At 65.9% G+C, this 18662-nt stretch carries 17 protein-coding genes; 11 read left to right on the top strand and 6 right to left on the bottom strand.

The features are described from left to right. The 5 genes from infB to mutY form a co-directional block, all read right to left on the bottom strand. Positions 1-3087: translation initiation factor IF-2 (infB, locus tag ACQRCJ_RS03235; protein WP_427799345.1), on the bottom strand; the 3087-nt coding region annotated here is incomplete at its 3' end. Further along, a complete protein-coding gene (locus ACQRCJ_RS03230) occupies positions 3087-3278 on the bottom strand; it encodes a YlxR family protein (protein ID WP_317313593.1) in 192 nt (63 codons plus the stop codon). The genes infB and ACQRCJ_RS03230, both read right to left, overlap by 1 nt. Positions 3279-3318: 40 nt before the next feature. Further along, positions 3319-4638 (bottom strand): transcription termination factor NusA, encoded by a 1320-nt coding sequence (nusA, locus tag ACQRCJ_RS03225; RefSeq protein WP_168934722.1) that lies wholly within the window; start codon positions 4636-4638, stop codon positions 3319-3321. Between the two features lie 136 nt (positions 4639-4774). Beyond that, entirely contained in the window at positions 4775-5509 is a 735-nt protein-coding gene (locus ACQRCJ_RS03220; protein ID WP_168934721.1) for a ribosome maturation factor RimP, read from the bottom strand. A gap of 600 nt (positions 5510-6109) precedes the next feature. Next, positions 6110-7309 carry an A/G-specific adenine glycosylase gene (mutY, locus tag ACQRCJ_RS03215; protein WP_427799344.1) on the bottom strand — a complete coding sequence of 400 codons (1200 nt, stop codon included), beginning with the start codon at positions 7307-7309 and terminating at the stop codon, positions 6110-6112. A gap of 142 nt (positions 7310-7451) precedes the next feature. Between mutY and ACQRCJ_RS03210 the strand changes: the two genes are divergently transcribed. Together ACQRCJ_RS03210 and ACQRCJ_RS03205 are read left to right on the top strand one after the other, a co-directional pair. Continuing rightward, on the top strand, positions 7452-7958 hold the full coding sequence (locus ACQRCJ_RS03210) for a peptidylprolyl isomerase (RefSeq protein ID WP_168934720.1): 507 nt from the start codon (positions 7452-7454) through the stop codon (positions 7956-7958). 78 nt (positions 7959-8036) lie between these two features. Next, positions 8037-8579: a hypothetical protein gene (locus ACQRCJ_RS03205; protein ID WP_168934719.1), complete on the top strand. Its 543-nt coding sequence runs from the start codon at positions 8037-8039 to the stop codon at positions 8577-8579. Between the two features lie 225 nt (positions 8580-8804). On the opposite strand, the gene ACQRCJ_RS03200 is transcribed toward ACQRCJ_RS03205, so the two are convergent. After that, positions 8805-9257 carry an MbtF gene (locus ACQRCJ_RS03200; protein WP_168934718.1) on the bottom strand — a complete coding sequence of 151 codons (453 nt, stop codon included), beginning with the start codon at positions 9255-9257 and terminating at the stop codon, positions 8805-8807. A 138-nt stretch (positions 9258-9395) separates the two neighbouring features. Here ACQRCJ_RS03200 and ACQRCJ_RS03195 point away from each other — a divergent pair, with 138 nt between their 5' ends. From ACQRCJ_RS03195 to ACQRCJ_RS03155, 9 genes are all read left to right on the top strand, one after another. After that, complete coding sequence (locus ACQRCJ_RS03195; RefSeq protein WP_303995201.1) at positions 9396-10592, top strand: pyridoxal phosphate-dependent aminotransferase; 1197 nt, start codon at positions 9396-9398, stop codon at positions 10590-10592. A gap of 68 nt (positions 10593-10660) precedes the next feature. Continuing rightward, entirely contained in the window at positions 10661-11047 is a 387-nt protein-coding gene (locus ACQRCJ_RS03190; RefSeq protein WP_168934716.1) for a rhodanese-like domain-containing protein, read from the top strand. 47 nt (positions 11048-11094) lie between these two features. Next, entirely contained in the window at positions 11095-11943 is an 849-nt protein-coding gene (gene aroE, locus ACQRCJ_RS03185) for a shikimate dehydrogenase (RefSeq protein ID WP_168934715.1), read from the top strand. A 15-nt stretch (positions 11944-11958) separates the two neighbouring features. Beyond that, positions 11959-12408, top strand: coding sequence for a type II 3-dehydroquinate dehydratase (gene aroQ / locus ACQRCJ_RS03180; RefSeq protein WP_168934714.1), 450 nt, complete (start codon positions 11959-11961; stop codon positions 12406-12408). A 151-nt stretch (positions 12409-12559) separates the two neighbouring features. Continuing rightward, positions 12560-13144 (top strand): 4Fe-4S dicluster domain-containing protein, encoded by a 585-nt coding sequence (locus tag ACQRCJ_RS03175; protein ID WP_006008589.1) that lies wholly within the window; start codon positions 12560-12562, stop codon positions 13142-13144. Then, positions 13141-14061 carry a CoB--CoM heterodisulfide reductase iron-sulfur subunit B family protein gene (locus tag ACQRCJ_RS03170; RefSeq protein ID WP_204625994.1) on the top strand — a complete coding sequence of 307 codons (921 nt, stop codon included), beginning with the start codon at positions 13141-13143 and terminating at the stop codon, positions 14059-14061. The genes ACQRCJ_RS03175 and ACQRCJ_RS03170 overlap by 4 nt, the downstream gene beginning before the upstream one ends. Then, on the top strand, positions 14058-16019 hold the full coding sequence (locus ACQRCJ_RS03165; protein WP_006008592.1) for a CoB--CoM heterodisulfide reductase iron-sulfur subunit A family protein: 1962 nt from the start codon (positions 14058-14060) through the stop codon (positions 16017-16019). Before ACQRCJ_RS03170 ends, ACQRCJ_RS03165 begins: the two co-directional genes overlap by 4 nt. After that, a complete protein-coding gene (locus tag ACQRCJ_RS03160) occupies positions 16007-17455 on the top strand; it encodes a hydrogenase iron-sulfur subunit (RefSeq protein WP_303995199.1) in 1449 nt (482 codons plus the stop codon). The genes ACQRCJ_RS03165 and ACQRCJ_RS03160 overlap by 13 nt, the downstream gene beginning before the upstream one ends. Next, positions 17452-18504, top strand: coding sequence for a 4Fe-4S dicluster domain-containing protein (locus ACQRCJ_RS03155; RefSeq protein WP_320861552.1), 1053 nt, complete (start codon positions 17452-17454; stop codon positions 18502-18504). Before ACQRCJ_RS03160 ends, ACQRCJ_RS03155 begins: the two co-directional genes overlap by 4 nt. Positions 18505-18662: the final 158 nt, after the last annotated feature.

Genomic DNA, 18662 nt, shown 5'->3' with positions numbered 1-18662 from the left:
GGTCTCGAAGGCTTCGATGATGTCGCCGATCTTGACGTCGTTGAAGTTTTCCAGGCCCACGCCGCATTCGTTGCCCTTGACCACTTCGCGGGCGTCGTCCTTGAAGCGCTTGAGGGAGCTGATCTTGCCGGTGTAGACCACCACGCCGTCGCGGAGCAGGCGCACGCCGGCGTTACGGGCGATCTTGCCGTCGGCCACATAGGAACCGGCGATGATGCCGACCTTGGGCACGCTGAAGGTGTTACGGACCTCAGCCTGGCCCAGGTAGACTTCGCGCTGCACGGGAGCCAGCAGACCGGCCATGGCGCTCTTGATGTCATCCACCAGCTTGTAGATGATATCGTAGAAGCGGATATCCACGTTCTCGCGTTCGGCGATGTCCTTGATGCGCGAGGTGGGACGCACGTTGAAGCCGATGATGATGGCCTGCGAGGCGGAAGCCAGCATGATGTCGGATTCGGAGATGGCGCCGGTGCCGCCGTGCACCACGTTGATGCGCACCTTTTCCGTGCTCTGCTTGTTGAGGGCCTCGGTGATGGCTTCCAGGCTGCCCTGCACGTCGGCCTTGAGCACCAGGTTGAGGGTCAGGGTCTCCTGGTCGGAGGCGCGGCGCGACAGGAAGGTTTCCAGGGTGACCTTGGATTCGCTGGCCAGATCGCGTTCGCGCTGCTTGGTGGCGCGCATTTCGGCGATACGGCGGGCCAGCTTTTCGTCGGCCACGGCGAAGAACTCTTCACCGGCTTCGGGCACGCCTTCAAAGCCCTGCACTTCCACGGGGATGGAGGGACCGGCTTCCTTGACCTTCTTGCCCTGGTCGTTCATCAGGGCGCGCACGCGGCCGGAGAACTGGCCGCACACGAAGTTGTCGCCCTGGTGCAGGGTGCCTTCCTGGATGAGCACGGTGGCCACGGGGCCGCGGCCCTTGTCCAGCTTGGCTTCCACGATGCGGCCGTGGGCGGGCTTGTTGGGGTTGGCCTTGAGGTCCATGATCTCGGACTGCAGGGCCACCAGTTCCAGCAGGTCGTCCAGGCCCTGACGGGTCTTGGCGGAGACCTTGGCCACGATGGTGTCGCCGCCCCAGTCTTCGGGCTGCAGGCCCATCTCGGACAGTTCACGCAGCACGCGGTCGGGATCGGCGCCGGGCTTGTCCATCTTGTTGACGGCCACCATGATGGGCACACCGGCGGCGCGCGAGTGGTTCACGGCTTCGCGGGTCTGCTCCATGACGCCGTCGTCGGCGGCCACCACCAGGATGACCAGGTCGGTGACCTGGGCGCCGCGGGCGCGCATGGCGGTGAAGGCCTCGTGACCGGGGGTGTCGAGGAAGACGATCTCGCCGCGCTTGGTCTTCACATGGTAGGCACCGATGTGCTGGGTGATGCCGCCGGCTTCGCCGCTGGTGACGTTGGACTTGCGGATGGCGTCCAGCAGCGAGGTCTTGCCGTGGTCGACGTGACCCATGATGGTGACGACCGGAGGACGGGGCTTGAGATCTTCGGGCTTATCCTCCTGCTGGGGCAGCAGGTAATCTTCTTCGGAGAAGCCGGCCTTTTCCACTTCGTAGTCGAATTCGGCGGCCACCAGGGTGGCGGTGTCGATATCCAGCGACTGGTTGATGGTGGCCATGACGCCCAGACCGAAGAGCACCTTGATGATCTCGTTGGCCTTGAGGCCCATCTGGTGGGCCATGTCGGCCACGCGGATGGCTTCGGTCACGCGGATCTTGCGCTTGGCGGCCTTGAGCGGCTGGGTGGCCTGCACGGCGGCGGGCTTGCCGGGCTTGCGGCGGCCGCGGGTGCTGCGGTTCATGCGCGGCGCGTCATCATCGTCCTGATGGCGGCCGAAATCGCCCTGCTGGAAATCGACGGTGCGGCGGCCCTTGTTGCGCTTTTTCTTGCTCTGGCCGTCGCGGCTGTCCAGGGGAGCGGCAGGCGCGGGAGCGCTGTAGCCGCCACCGGCGGGACGGGGCGCACCGCCGCGGGGACGGTCACCGAAGCCGGAACGGTTGCCGCCGGGGCGGCCGGAACGGTTGTCACGACCGTCGCGGTCACGGCCGTCACGGCCGCCGTCGCGATCGCGTCCGCCGTCGCGGCTGTCACGGGCGGGCGTGGCACCGGGCTGGGGACGGGAGATGACGCGCACCTGGGGAGCCGGGGCCACCACGCGGGCGCGGGTGGGCGTGGCTTCGGCGGGGCGGTCGTCACGGTTCTCGCGGGCCTCGCGCTGGGGCAGCGTGGGCGCGGAGGAGCCTTCGGGCATGGCCGAAGCGTCAGGACGGCCGGCGCGGGGCTTGGCGGCCTTTTCCGCGGCGCCGTTCTCGGCGGCTTCCTTGGCGTTGATGGCGGCCAGCACGGCGCTCTTGCGCACTTCGGGCTTGGGCTCGGCCTTGGCTTCCGTCTTGGTCACGGGAGCGGCGGCCTGGGCGGGCCGGATGATACGGGCCGTGGGCGTGGTATCGGGGCGGCTGATGACGCGGGCGCCGGCCGGAGCCACCACGCGGGCGGTCTGGGGCGTCGCCTTTTCCACGCGGGTTTCGCGCTTGGCTTCGGTCCTGGGTTCGGCTTTGGCTTCGTTCTTCACGGGTTCGGGCTTGGCTTCAGGAGCCTTTTCGGCCTCGGGGGCGGCCACCACGCGGGCGGCAGGCGTTTCCACCGGGGCGACGGGTTCGGGAGTCTTTTCGGCCTTGGGTTCGGCCTTCACAGGTTCGGGCTTGACCTCGGGAGCCTTTTCGGGCTCGGGGACGGAGATCACGCGGGCCGCGGGCGTCTCCACCGGGGCGGCCGGCTCGGGAGCCTTTTCGGGCGCGGCTTCGGCCTTGGTCTCGGCCACGGGCTGTTCTTCGGCCGGGGCTTCGTCCTTCACGCGGCGGCGGCGCACGATGACCGTGGGCTGATCGTCCTTGCGGTCGGCCTTGCGCTGGCGGTTCTCGGCCACACGGTCGCGAACCCCGCTCACTTCTTCCATGGGGATGGAGCCCTGGGCGCTCTTGACGTTGAAGCCCATGGACTGCAGCTCCTGCAGCAGTTCCTTGGCATCCATCTTGAGCTCAGTGGCAAGATCCTTGATTTTGATTTTACTATCCGACATTACTTTTCCCCCTTGCGCCGTCTGGACGGTCTGAACTTGGCGAATCGTGCCGCGCAGGCCGGATCGTCACACAGGTACCAGCCCCTGCCCGGACTGGTCTGCGGCGCGTCGATAATCAAATTTCCGTGCGCGTCGCGCACGTGGCGCGTCAGTGCCGCCTTGGCGAAACGGCGGCGGCAGATGACGCACATTCTCACTGGCCCTTCGCAGCCCTCGGCGGGCGCGTCGGGGCTAGTCTTCATCACCATCCTGGACTTTTTCGCCGTTGCCGGCGTCGGTCGTTTCTTCCTCAGCGGCCCGGGGTTCGGGCTCGGCCACGGGGGCCAGGAAGTTGATGGCCGAACGCAGGTCGGCGATGCGGCTGTCCGAGATGGCCAGCTTGTCGGACAGTTCCTCGTCAGTGGCCTGACGCAGCAGGTCCAGCGAGGTGTAGCCCGCTTCCAGCAGCTGGTTCATGGAGACTTCGGCCACACTGGCCACCTGCTCCAGACCGTGGCCGATGGCATTGGCCTCGTTGTAGCGGGTCTCGGTGAAGATATCGACCTTCCAGCCCAGCAGGCGGGCAGCCAGCTTGACGTTCTGGCCCTTGCGGCCGATGGCGTTGGTCAGCTGGTCATCGGGCACGATGACCTCCAGCAGGTTCTCTTCTTCGTCCACCACGATGCGGGAGACCATGGCCGGGGCCAGGGCGTTGCGGGCGTAGGTGGCGATATCGGGGCTCCAGACCACGATGTCGATGCGTTCGCCGCGCAGTTCCTGCACGATGTTCTGGATGCGCGAACCGCGCACGCCCACGCAGGCGCCCACGGGATCCACGTCACGTTCACGGGAGAGCACGGCCACCTTGGCGCGGGAGCCGGGGTCGCGGGCCACGCCCATGATCTGCACCACGCCGTCGTCCACTTCGGGCACTTCGCGGCGGAACAGGGCGGCCATGTAGTCGCGGTGCGCGCGGGAGACGACCACCTGCGGGCCGCGGCCTTCCTTGCGCACGTCGATGATGATGGCCTGCACGCGGTCGTTGCGCTTGTAGTGTTCGCGGGGGATCTGTTCCTCGCGGGGCAGGATGGCTTCGGTGCGGCCCAGGTTGACCACCCAGCCGCCCTTGTCGCGACGCTGCACGATACCGGAGACGATCTCGCCCATGCGGTCCTTGTACTCGTCGTAGATGATTTCCTGCTCGGCGTCGCGCATGCGCTGGATGATGACCTGCTTGGCGGACTGGGCGGCGATGCGGCCCAGGTCTTCCACCTTCACGCGGAAACCGACTTCGTCGTCGATCTGCACGGAGGGATCATGGGTGCGGGCTTCGGTGATGCCGATGTGGGTGTCTTCGTTCTCGACCTCGCCGTCTTCCACCACGATCTTGAACTGGTAGACTTCGATGTCGCCGGTGTTGTCGTTGTACCGGACTTCCACATCCATATCTTCGCTGAAGCGGCGCTGCACCGAGGTGCGCACGGCATCTTCAAGCGTCTTGATGAGCATGTCGCGGTCAAGGCCCTTGTCTTTGCTGATCTGGTCAATGGCCTTTTTGAGTTCAAGGTTCATTGCTACCTCCGGCTGCCGCACAGGGCGGCATAAATTTCCTGGTGTACCGGCCGGGGCCGGAAACCGCCGTCACGGGCGGGTGATGACGAAGCGGCCTTGCGGCCGCGTGAGAGGACCGCAGGGCGTGCCCGTGCGGTTATATGTCTTCGGCCTCGTTGCGGCCGGGATGCTTGCTCTTGCCGCTCTTGCCCTTGCCCTTCTTGGGGGCGTCGCCCTGGGGCGCGGCCTTGGCGGCCTTGCGGGCGGGCTGCTTGCCGGGCTTCTGCGGCTGGCGGAAAATATGGATGCGGCTGGCGCGGCGCACCATGTCCCAGGGCACCAGGACCTCGTCCATGGCCTCGGGGCAGATGTCGCCCTCGGCCGAGACGCTGGCAGGGGCCACGCGCACGGCGCTGTCGGTGACTTCGCGCAGGACGCCGCGCCAGGCGCGACGGGCCGCGGGGGCGTTCTCGGGAGCGTAGGCGGAGACCATGCGCAGTTCCACCATGTCGCCCACATAGGAACGCATCTGGTCGAGAGAGAAGAACAGACGGCTGAAGCCGGGCGTGGAGACTTCCAGCACATAGGCCTGTTCGATGAGGTCTTCCACTTCGAGGGCCAGACCGAGCTGGCGCGAGATCTCCTCGCACTGGTCGATGCTGGCGGAGCGGGCCGTCATGATGTCGGCGCTGTCCTCAAGGTTGTCGGCGGGATCGCTGTCGGCGGACAGCGCGGCCTGGGCCTGTTTGACCTCCAGCGGCAGGTCGACGAACACACGCACCGTGGTGCGGCCTGCCTGGGCGATCTCCACACCCCAGATTTCAAGACCCTGAGCCTGGACCAGGGGCGTGGCCAGACGGGTGACGGTTTCCTTGAGGCTGTTTTCGCTCATGTCCCTTCCTGGGCGTCTGCCCGGTCGCAAGTACAAAAAAAAGGGGGCCTGTTGAGGCCACCCCGTTGTGAACGCATGTTCTGCATCAGGATGATGCGGCAGTGACTGCCGCGCCATTTCGGACAACCATATAAGGAAAGAATCAGGGGCCTGTCAAGCCTTTTTCATGGCCTGGGGCGGAAAAATCCGCTTTTGGCGCGGATTTTTCAGGAAAGACCGCTGCGGACAGGCCGGGCATCCAGTGCGGCGCGGCCCCGTGCGACTTCACTGGGGAGAGGTGGACAGGGGCGGTCCGCCGTCCCGGACTCCTGCGAGCGCAGGGCATCCCGTCTCCGGTCCTGCGGTGGAGGGCGGCAAGGACGCGCTGCCTCCCCTGATAAAGCGCACTGGGGAGGGGGAGTTTGAGGGGGAACCCCTCTCGCGCCAGTAGCGACCGGATGGCGGCCCGCATGGCCGTGCCCGTTGGCGACGCAGGAGCCCTACGGGCATCGACAGCAGAGATGCGACCGGATGGCGGCCCGCATGGCCGTGCCCGTTGGCGACGCAGGAGCCCTACGGGCATCGACAGCAGAGATGAGGGGTTCCCCCTCAAAAAAAGCCCTAAAAAGCCGTCAGCAGCGGTCCTTTCGGCGCCGTGAGGCTGTCGGCCAGCTTGCGGTGGGCGGCGGGCATGGCCAGGCTCTCCAGCTCTCCGCGCTCCAGCCAGCGGCAGGCCGTGGCCGCCGTGAGAACGGGGGGCTCGGGCGGCCGGGGCGTATCGTCCGTGACCAGCTCCAGGGCGAAGCAGTGCAGGCGCACCCGGTAGGTGGTGTAGCCGTGGCGGATGATGCCCAGCGGGGCCGTCACCCGGACGGTGAAGCCCGTTTCTTCGGCGAATTCGCGCACCACGGCCTGTTCCGGCGTCTCGCCGGGCTCCACGCGGCCGCCGGGGAATTCCCACAGACCGCCCCAGGCACCCTGGGGCAGACGCTTCTGGACGAAGACGCGGTCGTGGCTGGAAAGGACACCGGTCACCACCTCGATGGGAGTGATCTCCGCCTTTTTGCCCGGCACGGGGCGCTCATGCACGATGCCCAGATGCAGGGCCGTGCAGAAACGGGCCAGGGGACACTGGCCGCAGCGGGGCTTCTTGCCGCAGACCAGGGCGCCCAGCTCCATCATGGCCTGGTTGTGGCGGCGGGCCTCGCCTTCGGGCAGGATGCGGCGGGCCAGCTCCGCGATGCGTGCGGCGGCCGGGCCGGATTTGACCGGGCTGTCCACATCGAAGACGCGGGCGATGACCCGTTCCACGTTGGCGTCGATACAGGCCACGGGCAGGTTGAAGGCGATGCTGGCGATGGCGGCGGTGGTGTAGGGGCCGATGCCGGGCAGGGCGCGGATGGCTTCGGGATCGGAGGGGAAGACGCCGCCGTGTTCCTGCATGACCAGACGGGAGGCGGCCAGCAGATTGCGGGCACGGGAATAGTAGCCCAGGCCCTCCCAGGCGTGCAGCACCTCCTCCTCGGAGGCGGCGGCCAGGGCGTGCAGGTCGGGGAAGCGCTCCATCCAGCGCAAAAAGTAGCTGACGCCGCGCTCCATCTGGGTCTGCTGGAGCATGATCTCCGAGATCCAGACCTCGTAGGGCGTGTAATGGCGTCGCCAGGGCAGGGGCCGGGCATTGGCGGCGAACCAGGCGAGCAGGGCCTGCTGCAGCTCGGGGAGGTGGTCTTCGGGCGGACGGTGGCCGGGCGGCGGCACGGCACCGGTGACGGGGACAAGGGACGGCAGCGTATGCTGGCCGGTGGTCTGGCGGGATCTCATGGCCGCAGTGTAGCCGCGCGGGCCCTTCCTGTCACCCCGCCGGGGCGGAGAGGGGCGCATTGTCTTTGCCGGCCGCTTGTCGTATAGAGACGGATGGCCGCCGTGTTGCATGGCCGCCGCAAATTTCCCTCAAGGAGTTACCATGTCCAATCCCACCGTGCTGCTGGAAACGACCTCGGGCGACATCCTGATCGAGCTCTTCCCCGACAAGGCTCCCGACACCGTCGCCAACTTCCTGCAATATGTGGATGACGGCTTTTATGCCAACACCATTTTCCATCGCGTGATCCCCGGCTTCATGATCCAGGGCGGCGGCCTTGGCCCCCGCATGGACGAGAAGGCCACCCGCGCCCCCATCAAGAACGAAGCCGACAACGGTCTTTCCAATGACCGCGGCACCATCGCCATGGCCCGCACCATGGATCCCCACAGCGCCACCGCCCAGTTCTTCATCAACCTGGTGGACAACGATTTCCTGAACTACAGCGCTCCCGTGCCCAGCGGCTGGGGCTACTGCGTGTTCGGCAAGGTCGTGGAAGGCATGGACGTGGTGGACAAGATCGCCAAGGTCAAGACCAAGAGCGTGGGCTTCCACGAGAACGTGCCCACCGACATGGTGCTCATCACCGGCGCCAGCCGCTTCGAATAGGCCGCGGCCTGTTCCTCACCGATTCTGGACTGTCAGCCCCACGCCTGTCGTGGGGCTGCCGGATTTTCAGGAGGAAACATGAAAAAATGGCTTTTGTGCTGCTGCCTGCTGCTGGCCCTGCCCCTGGCTGCCCAGGCGGAAGACGAAAAGATCGACCCCGCCAACTACATCTGCGCCGAATTCGTGGCGCAGGGCGCCGTCAGCCAGGATCCGCCCGTCTTCCAGGCCCTGCAGATCGACGGCTACGTGAGCTCCAACATCGGCTATACCGTGGCTGATCCGCAGGCCATCAACGTGCTGGTGCCCCAGGCCTACCTCATGTGCCAGGAGCAGCCCACCGCCGTGGTGGCCGAGATCTGGGAGCCCCTCAAGAAAAAGCTGCCCCGCCCCATCAGCGGCGAATGGGAAGCCGACGTGACCAAGTGCCGCGCCTATAACGAACATCCCGAGAACGGCAGCGGCTTCGTCATCTGGCTGGATGCCTACAACCGCCAGTACAATGTGACGGAAAAGTCCATCCTGGCCAAGCAGGAGACCCTGGACAAGTTCCTGGCCGCCTGCGCCAAGAATCCCGATGCCTTCATGATCGACGTGCTCCAGGAGACCCTGGGCAACAAGTAAGAAGTTGGGATCTCTTCCGCAAGGAAAACGACAGGACCGCCTCCCCGTACTGCCTTTGGGCTGCGGGGATGGCGGTCCTGTTTTTTTCAGGGATGTGCTGCGGTGTCGCCGCAGCGGCGTATGTTCCAGGGGCAGGCCCCGGGACGCAGGGGGCGAAGGGCCGGCGGTCAGGCCATGCCCGTCACGGCAGCGCTCCGCAGGGGAGGCTCCCGAAAGTTCGTCAGCCTATTCCTGGACGAAGGGATAGACCCGGACGCTCAGGGGGTGCTTGCTCTTGTGGGACATGGCGGAGATCACATAGGTGTACTGGCGGCTCTGGCCCGCCGGCGGGCAGGGGCCGGTGTAGACCCGCGTCAGGGCGCCTTCGGGGATGATGCCGGTGCCGTCGTTCTCCCAGTTGCCGCCGCCCAGCAGGCGTTCCTGCGGCTCGTTCTCCAGCAGGCGGACATCAAAGTAATCCGTGCCCTTGGGCACGTTGGTGACCACCATCTCGGGCGAGATGCGCGAACAGCGGTGCAGGGCGCGCAGCTTCACGTCCACCTGCATGTCAGGGGGCGTTTCCGGCTGGGCGGGGGGCTCGCTGCTGTCCTGCCACAGGCCGCAGGCCGAGAGCATCAGGGTCGCGCCCAGCAGGAGCGGAGCACGGTACAGGTTTTTTCCAGAAAAACGCTTGCGCATGGGGGGCCTCCGGGTATTTGCTATTTCCAGCCTTCGCAAGCTATACTGGATAGTCACCAGAATGACAATAGGATCAGCAGTCTGACGAGCCCTGTGCGCTCCGCCAGGATTGCGTGGACAACAACTCAGGAGAAACCCATGTCCCTTCTTGCAGAAAGCGTTTCCGGCTATCTGGAAAATGCCTCCTGGATCCGCCGCATGTTCGAGGCCGGCGGCCAGTTGAAAGCCCGCTACGGTGCGGAGAACGTCTATGACTTCAGCCTGGGCAATCCCGACCTGCCCGCCCCCGCCGCCGTGGGCGAGGGCCTGCGCCGTTTTGCCGAACATGCCGGTGAACCTTTCGCTTTCGGCTACATGCCCAATGCCGGTTTCCCCTGGGCGCGCGAACAGCTGGCCGCCCATCTGAGCAAGGAGCAGGGCGTGGCCCTGGAGGCCAATGACGTGCTGCTCACCTGCGGTGCCGCCGGCGGCCTTAATGCCTTCCTGCGCGCCGTCATCAATCCCGGCGAGAAGATGCTGACCTTTGCCCCGTATTTCGTGGAATACGGCTTTTATGTAGGCAACCACGGCGGCAGCCTCCAGGCCATCATGAGCAAGCCCGGTACCTTCGAGCCCGACCTGGACGCCCTGGAAGAAGCCATCGACGAGAAGACCCGCGTGGTGCTCATCAACTCGCCCCACAACCCCACGGGCGTGGTCTACAGCCGCAAGGCCGTCACCTCCCTGTGCCGCCTGCTGGAGAACAAGAGCGAGCAGTACGGCCATCCCATCTGGCTCATCGCCGACGAGCCCTACCGCTTCCTGACCTACGACGGCGTGGAAGTGCCCTCGGTGCTGCCCCTGTACCAGTATGCCGTGGTCATCAGCTCCTTCTCCAAGAACCTGTCCCTGCCCGGCGAACGCGTGGGCTATGTGGCCGTTTCGCCCAAGCTGGCCGACCGTGCCAGGCTCATGGCCGGTCTGACCCTGACCAACCGCATCCTCGGCTTCGTCAACCCGCCCGTGGTGGGCCAGCACATCATGGCCGCCGCCCTGGGCAGCCAGGTGGACGTGGAGATCTACGCCCGCCGCCGTCAGGCCATGGCCGAGGTGCTGACCGATGCCGGCTACAGCTTCCAGATGCCCGCCGGTGCCTTCTACTTCTTCCCGCAGGCCCCCGGCGGCGACGACGTGGCCTTCGTCAACCGTCTGGTGGAAGAGCGCGTGCTGGCCGTGCCCGGTTCCGGTTTCGGTTGCCCCGGCTATTTCCGCCTGGCCTTCTGCGTGGACGAGACCGTCATCCGCAATGCCGCCGAAGGCTTCGCCCGCGCCTACGCCGCGGTGGCCGGCAAGTAACGTCTTTTGGGAGCGGGAGGGCGTGCGCCTTCCCGCCCTTTTTGTCTCCTGCGTCTTCCGGAGGTATCGTGTCCCGTCTCCTTTCCCTTTTTGTCCTGCTGTGCTGTCTCCTGCTGCCTGCCGCGGGCATCCTGGCCCGCGACATCGGCCCGGACGAGGCCCGTCAGGTGCTGGCCCGGCCGCCCGTCGGTCTGGTGGTGCTGGACATCCGCACCCCGGAAGAGTTCCGGGACGGGCATCTGCCCGGCGCCCGCAACCTGGATTTCTTCGTCCCGGATTTCCGGCAGCAGCTGGAAGCCCTGGCGCGCAAGGACGTGCCCATCCTGCTCTACTGCCGTTCGGGCAACCGCTCCGGGCAGGCCATGCGCCTGCTGCGGCAGTGGGGCCGGGACGACGTGCTGCACCTTGCCGACGGCTTCCGCTCCTGGCGGGCCGCCGGGCTGCCCGAAGAATAACGTCCCGCACGGCCCGGCCGTGCCCTCTCCTCCATGGATACTGCCTTATGTCCGCTTTCATCCCCTCTTCCCTCTATGGCGTCATCGGCTGGCCCCTGGCCCAGAGCCTGAGCCCGCTGCTGCACAACACCGCCTTCCAGGCCCTGGGCATCCCCGCGGCCTACATGCTCTGGGAGCTGCCCCCGGAAAAACTGCCGCGATTCGTGGACAGCATGCGCCTTTTGGGCATCCGCGGCTGCTCCGTCACCCTGCCGCACAAGGTGGAGATCCTGCCCCTGCTGGATCACCGCAGCGAGCGCGTGGAGCTCATGGGCGCCGCCAACACCCTGTACTGGCGGGACGACCGGCTCTGCGGCGAGAACACCGACGTGACCGGCTTCATGCATCCCCTGCTGGAACGCGGCCTCGACCCGGCCACCCCGGTGCTGGTGCTGGGCGCCGGAGGGGCCGCCCGCGCCGTGGTCTGCGGCCTGTGGCTGCACGGCTGCCGCCGCATCTTCGTGACCACGCCTTCCGACCGTTCCCATGCGCCGCTGGTGGAGCGCTTCGGCGTCACGGCCGTGCCCTGGGCCGAGCGTTATGACGTGGCGGCCTCGCTGCTGGTCAACACCACGCCCCTGGGCATGCACGGCAAGGCCGAGGACCAGAGCCCCTATGATTTCGACCGGGCCCCGGCCCCGGCGGACGGCGGTGTGCCCGTGGCCTACGACATCGTCTACAACCCGCTGCGCACCCTGTTCCTGCGCGAGGCACAGGCCCGCGGCTGGGCCACCATCAGCGGCCTGGAGATGTTTTTCCGTCAGGGCGAGGCCCAGTTCCGCCTCTGGACCGGGCAGGACATGCCGCAGGCCGCCCGTCTGGCCCTGGAACATCAGCTGGGCGCCGCGCGCGCCTGAGTCAGGAGGGATACCATGCACAAGATCCTCGTCCTCCACGGCGTCAATCTCGACATGTTCGGCAAACGCGACCCCCGTCATTACGGCCATGCCACCCTGGCCGACATCGACGCGGCCCTGCAGGGGCTGGCCGGTGAACTGGGCGTGGCGCTGGAGACCTTCCAGACCAATCACGAGGGCGTGATGGTGGAACGCATCCACGCGGCCCTCACGGACGGCACGGACGCCATCGTCATCAATGCCGGGGCCTGGACCCATTACAGCTACGCCATCATGGATGCCCTGGGCATACTGTCCATCCCGGTGGTGGAGGTGCACATGTCCAACGTCCATGCCCGGGAGGAGTTCCGTCACCATTCGGTGCTGTCCACGGTCAGCGCGGGCAGCATCGCGGGCTTCGGTGTGGACAGCTATCTGCTGGGCCTGCGCGCCGCCTGTTCGTTGCTGGAACGCAAGGATGCCTGACGTGGCGGGAAATGCCCGCCAGCCAAGACTTTGCGAACTGTGCGGAACGTAAAAAACATGTGTGCTTTGGCTGGATTTTTTCATGCAGACGCGCTAGTCTGCTACAAATTGGTATGTCTTTGTCCTTCAGACTCTAACCTTGAGAGTTTCCATGAACGACGCCATTGATCTGACCCGAAAGCGTGACCGCGACTTCACCGCCGCGGTGGAAGCGCAGAGCGGGCAAAACGTCTCCACCTGCTACCAGTGCGGCAACTGCTCGGCTGGCTGTCCTGCGGGCTTCGTCTATGACCTGCAGGCCAACCAGATCATGCGTGGCGTGCAACTGGGCCTGAAAGACCAGGTGCTGAACTCCCGCTCCATCTGGATGTGTCTGTCCTGTTCCACTTGCAGCCTCCGCTGCCCCAACAACATCGATGTGGCCGAGGTCATGGAGACCCTGCGTCACATGGCCCGCAAGGAAGGCCGCGTGGCCGTGCCCAAGGTGGAAAAATTCTGGTTCTCCTTCCTCGATACCGTGCGCAAGTTCGGGCGGACCTACGAGATCGGCACCATGGTCCTGTACATGTTGCGCTCCCTGCGCGTCTTCACGGACGTGGACCTGGCTCCCCAGGCCCTGGCCAAACAGAAGCTGGGCTTCAAGCCCCATTCCATTCCCAACGGCGGCGCCGAGGCTGTGGGCCGCATCATGACCCGCTACAAGGAACGCGCCAAGCGTGAGGGGGTGCGCCCATGAGACTTGCCTACTATCCCGGCTGTTCGGCCAAGGGCTCCTCGGCCGATTACGAAATGTCCACCCAGGCCGTGTGCGGCGCCCTGGGCATGCGTCTGGAAGAGCTGCCCGACTGGAACTGCTGTGGTTCCACGCCCGCCCATGCGGTGGATACCGAACTTTCCGCGGCCCTGTGCGTGCGCAACCTGGACATCGCCGCCCGCACCCAGGCCGACATGGTGGTGACGCCCTGTCCGAGCTGCCTCTCCAACCTGCGCCATGCGGCCAAACGCATGGAAAAGCCGGAGTTCCGCGCCCGCGTCAACGAGCTGCTGGACAACCCCGCGGCCGAGAGCTTCCCGCCCGTGACCTCCGTCATGCAGGGCATCGCCCAGATGTACGACGCCAAGGCCATCGCCAGCCGTGTGAAGCGCAGCCTGCGCGGCCTCAAGCTGGTGGCCTACTACGGCTGTCTCATGAGCCGTCCGGCGGAACTCATGCAGTTCGGGGATCCCGAGAACCCCACCCTCATGGAAGAGCTGCTGGGCGCCTGCGGCGCCGAGATGCTGGACTTCCCGCTCAAGACCGAGTGCTGTGGCGCCTCCTTCGGCATCCCGGAACGTCCCATGACGGCGCAGCTGTCGGGCCGCATCCTCGAAGTGGCCACCAACATGGGCGCCGACGCCATCGTGGTGGCCTGCCCCCTGTGCCAGATGAACCTGGACCTGCGCCAGAAACAGGCCATGAAGGGCGTGGACCGCTATTTCAATATGCCGGTGCTCTACTACACCCAGATGATGGGCCTTGCCTTCGGCATGCTGCCCAGCGAACTGGGCCTCGACAAGCTGGTGGTCAGCGCCAACGCCCTGGTGGAGCGCATCCTCGACACCCAGCGCGAAGACGCCCAGAAGGCCCAGGCCCCCGAAGGAGATAAAGCATGAGAATAGGCGTTTTCATCTGTCACTGCGGCAGCAATATCGGCGGCACCGTTGATTGCGCCAAGGTCGCCGAGACGGCCCGAGCCTATCCCGATGTGGTCTACGCCGTGGACCTCATGTACTCCTGCGCCGAGCCCGGCCAGGCCGCCATCGAGGCGGCCATCCACGAGCACAAGCTGGACGGCGTGGTGGTGGCCTCCTGCAGCCCGCGCATGCACGAGCCCACGTTCCGCCGCACCGTGGAACGGGCCGGCTTGAACCGCTACATGTTCGAAATGGCCAACATCCGCGAGCACGTCTCCTGGATCGGCAAGGACAAGGTGGCCAACACCAATAAGGCCGCCGAACTGGTGGAGATGGCCGTTGCCAAGCTGCGCAACAACAAGCCGCTGTTCTCCAAGTCCTTCGACATCAACAAGCGCGTGCTTATCATCGGCGGCGGTGTGGCCGGCATCCAGGCCGCCCTGGACTGCGCCGACGGCGGCGTGCCCGTGGTGCTGGTGGAACGCCAGCCCACCATCGGCGGCAAGATGGCCAAGCTGGACAAGACCTTCCCCACCGTGGACTGCTCGGCCTGCATCCTGGGCCCCAAGATGGTGGACGTGGCCCAGCATCCCAACATCACCCTGTACGCCATGTCGGAAGTGGAAGACATCTCCGGCTACGTGGGCAACTTCACCGTCAAGATCCGCAAGCGCGCCACCTATGTGGACTGGAGCCTGTGCACCGGCTGCGGCGCCTGCACGGAAAAATGCCCCAGCAAGAAGACGCCTGACGCCTTCAACGAATTCACTGGTCCCACCACGGCCATCAACATCGCCTTCCCGCAGGCCATCCCCAAGAAGGCGGTCATCAATCCCGAATATTGCCGTCAGATGACCAAGGGCAAGTGCGGCGTGTGCGCCAAGGTCTGCCCCACCGGCGCCATCAAGTACGACATGCAGGACGAGGTCATCACCGAGGAAGTGGGCTGCATCGTGGCCGCCACCGGTTACGACCTCATGGACTGGACCATCTACGAGCAGTACGGCGGCGGCAAGTACCCCGACGTCATCACCTCCCTGCAGTACGAACGCCTGCTGTCCGCCTCCGGCCCCACCGAAGGCCACATCAAGCGTCCTTCCGACGGCAAGGAGCCCCAGAGCGTGGTCTTCATCCAGTGCGTGGGCTCGCGCGACAAGTCCATCGGCCGTCCCTACTGTTCGGGCTTCTGCTGCATGTACACCGCCAAGCAGGCCGTGCTGACCAAGGACCACATCCCCACTTCGCAGTCCTACGTCTTCTACATGGACATCCGTGCCCCATCCAAGCTCTATGACGAGTTCACCCGCCGGGCCATCGAGGAATACGGCACGGAATACATCCGCGGCCGCGTGTCCAAGATCTACCCCGACGGCAATGGCCAGTACATCGTCAAGGGCGTGGACACCCTGCTGGGCCAGCCCGTGGAGATCCGCGCCGACCTGGTGGTCCTGGCAGTGGGCATCGAAGCCAGCAAGGGCTCCCCGCAGCTGGCCGAGAAGCTGCGCATCTCCTACGACAGCTACGGCTTCTTCATGGAGAGCCATCCCAAGCTGAAGCCTGTGGAGACCAACACCGCCGGCGTGTTCCTGGCCGGTGTCTGCCAGGGCACCAAGGACATCCCCTCGTCGGTGTCCCAGGGCTCGGCCGCCGCGGCCAAGGTGCTGGCGCTCTTTGCCCGCGACAAACTTGAAAATGACCCGCAGATCGCGCAGGTGGACAACAAGCGCTGTGTGGCCTGCGGCAAGTGCATCCGTTGCTGCCCCTTCGGCGCCATCACGGAAGTGGAATTCCGCGGCGAGAAGAAGGCGCAGGTTATCGAAACCGTATGTCAGGGTTGCGGTGTGTGTACCTCCACCTGTCCGCAGGGGGCCATCCAGCTTTCGCACGCTACTGACAATCAGATCCTTGCGGAGGTGAATGCCTTATGCCAGTGCTGAATGGCAAAGAACTGCGGATCGTAGGCTTTCTTTGCAACTGGTGTTCCTACGGCGGTGCCGACACCGCCGGGGTCGCCCGTGCCACCCAGCCCACCGACCTGCGTATCATCCGTGTCCCCTGTTCGGGCCGCATCGACCCGCTGTTCATCGTGCGCGCCCTGCTCAACGGTGCGGACGGTGTGCTGGTGTCGGGCTGCCACCCGCGTGACTGCCACTATTCCGCCGGCAACTACTATGCCCGCCGCCGTCTGGAAGTGCTCAAGCAGTTCCTGCCCGTGCTGGGCATCGACGAGCGCCGCTTCGAGTACACCTGGGTCTCGGCTTCCGAAGGCCAGCGCTGGCAGCATGTGGTGACCACCTTCACCGACCGCATCCACAAGCTGGGCCCCGCGCCCCGCTTCGAGGATCCCGAGCCGCTGCTCAAGGTGGTGGACATGGCCCTCACGTCCCTGCGTCCGCTGGGTACCGGCCAGAACGCCAAACTGGACGAGCTCAAGGCCGCCATCAAGGCCAAGCTGCCCGAACTGGACTGCGTCATCGGCTGGCAGCAGGGCTACGACGCCGTGCATACGGTGCCGCTGTTCATGCGCACGCCCGAAGACGTGGACAAGCTGGTCTGGGGCCCCTTCAACGTCAACAACCCCGCCACCTACCTGCCCAGCTTCAAGGGCAAGAAGGTGGGCATCGTGGTCAAGGGCTGCGACTCCCGCTCCGTGGTGGAACTGTTGCAGGAAAACCTCATCAACCGCGACGACGTGACCATCTTCGCCATGCCCTGCGAAGGCACCCTGGACATGGCCCGCGTGGACAAGGAGCTGGGCCGCTACAACAAGATCGACAGCGTGGTCTATGACGAGGCCGGCGTGACCGTCACCGCCGACGGCAAGGAACACCGCTTCTGCATGACCGAATGCGCCCAGGGCAAATGCTACGGCTGCACCATGCCCACGGCCCAGCTGGCCGATACTCTGGCCGGTGCGCCCACCACGGTGGAAGGCACCCCCGGCACGCCGCCCGAGCTGGCCCTGCTGGACTCCATGACCCTGCCCGAACGCATGGCCTTCTGGCGCGGCCAGATGGAACGCTGCCTGCGCTGCTACGCCTGCCGCAACGCCTGCCCCATGTGCGTGTGCCGCGACTACTGCGTGGCCGAGAGCCGTGATCCCCACTGGATGACCCAGGAAGACAGCGTGCGCGAAAAACTGTACTTCCAGACCATCCACGCCCTGCACCTGGCCGGCCGCTGCACCGGTTGCGGCGAATGCCAGCGGGCCTGCCCCGTGGGCATCCCGATCCTGGCCCTGCGCCAGCAGATCGGTCGTGCCGTGAGCCAGCTCTTCGACGGCTACAAGGCCGGTATGGACTCCGAGGCCGTGCCGCCGCTGCTGGGCTATGAGCTGGAAGAAAAGAACATCCATGAGAGGGAGTGGAAATGAGCATAACCCGTTTCGTCACCGCTGACGGCCTGCCCGCCTTTCTGGCTCACCTCTCCAAGAGCGCCCGCGTGCTGGCCCCGGTAGAGAAGCCGGGCAACAAGACCGCGGTCGTGTTCGAGCCCTGGAAGGAAGGCAAGCCCTTCACCCTGGCCAAGGCCACCGTGCCCGCCAAGGAAGCCGTGCTGCCCCAGTGCGAAGTGCTGGTGCGCTACAGCAAGACCAAGGATCCCAATGATCCGGGCAAATGCACCATGACCCTGGACGATACGCCGCAGGCCGAGCCCACCGTGGTCTTCGGCAGCCGTCCCTGTGACGCCCGCGGCTACGTGACCCTGGACCGGCCCTACCTGCACGGCCCCTTCGCGGACCCGTACTACAAGGCCCGTCGTGACCAGCTCACCGTCATCACCCTGACCTGCCCCAGCGGTTGCAGCACCTGCTTCTGCCACTGGGTGGGCGGCGGTCCCACCTCGCCGGAAGGTTCCGACGTGCTGATGACCGAAGTGGAAGGCGGCTATGTGCTGCAGGCCATGACCGACAAGGGCGCGGCCCTGCTGGAAGGCAGCAGCCTGGCCGACGGCGCCGACCGCTTTGCCGATGCCGAGGCCGCCCGCAAGGCCGCCTGGGCCAGCCTGGAAAAGGCGCCCAGCCTGGCCGAAGCTCCGGCCAAGGTGGCCGCCCGCTTCGAGGATGTGGAGTTCTGGCAGCAGGAGACCGACCGTTGTCTGTCCTGCGGGGCCTGTACCTACTTCTGCCCCACCTGCTACTGCTTCAACATCACCGACGAAGGCGACGGCCTCAACGGCCGTGAGGGCCGCCGTCTGCGTAGCTGGGACAACTGCATGTCGCCCCTGTTCACGCGTGAAGCCAGCGGGCACAATCCCCGTACGGCCAAGGCCCTGCGCATGCGCAACCGCGTGTCGCACAAGTTTGCCACCTATCCCGAGAACTGGGGCGCCTTCTCCTGCAACGGCTGCGGCCGCTGCGTGAGCAACTGCCCCGTGCATCTGGATATCCGCGCCATCGTGCTCGACGCCATCAACAAGTAGGAGTTCGTTCATGGCTACCAAGAAAACTACCACCCGGAGCAAAAGCACGAAGCCTGCCGCCAAGCCCGCAGCCAAGACCAAGAAGGCTGCCGCTGCGGCTGCCCCGGCAGAAGCCGCGGAAGTGGCCGTGCGCGGCACGGACAGCCCCGTGCTGAAGG

The sequence above is a fragment of the Desulfovibrio sp. SGI.102 genome (assembly GCF_050314315.1).
Lineage (GTDB): Bacteria > Desulfobacterota > Desulfovibrionia > Desulfovibrionales > Desulfovibrionaceae > Desulfovibrio.
Note: the sequence above shows the minus strand (reverse complement) of the source record. Positions and strands in the feature narration are given on the sequence as shown.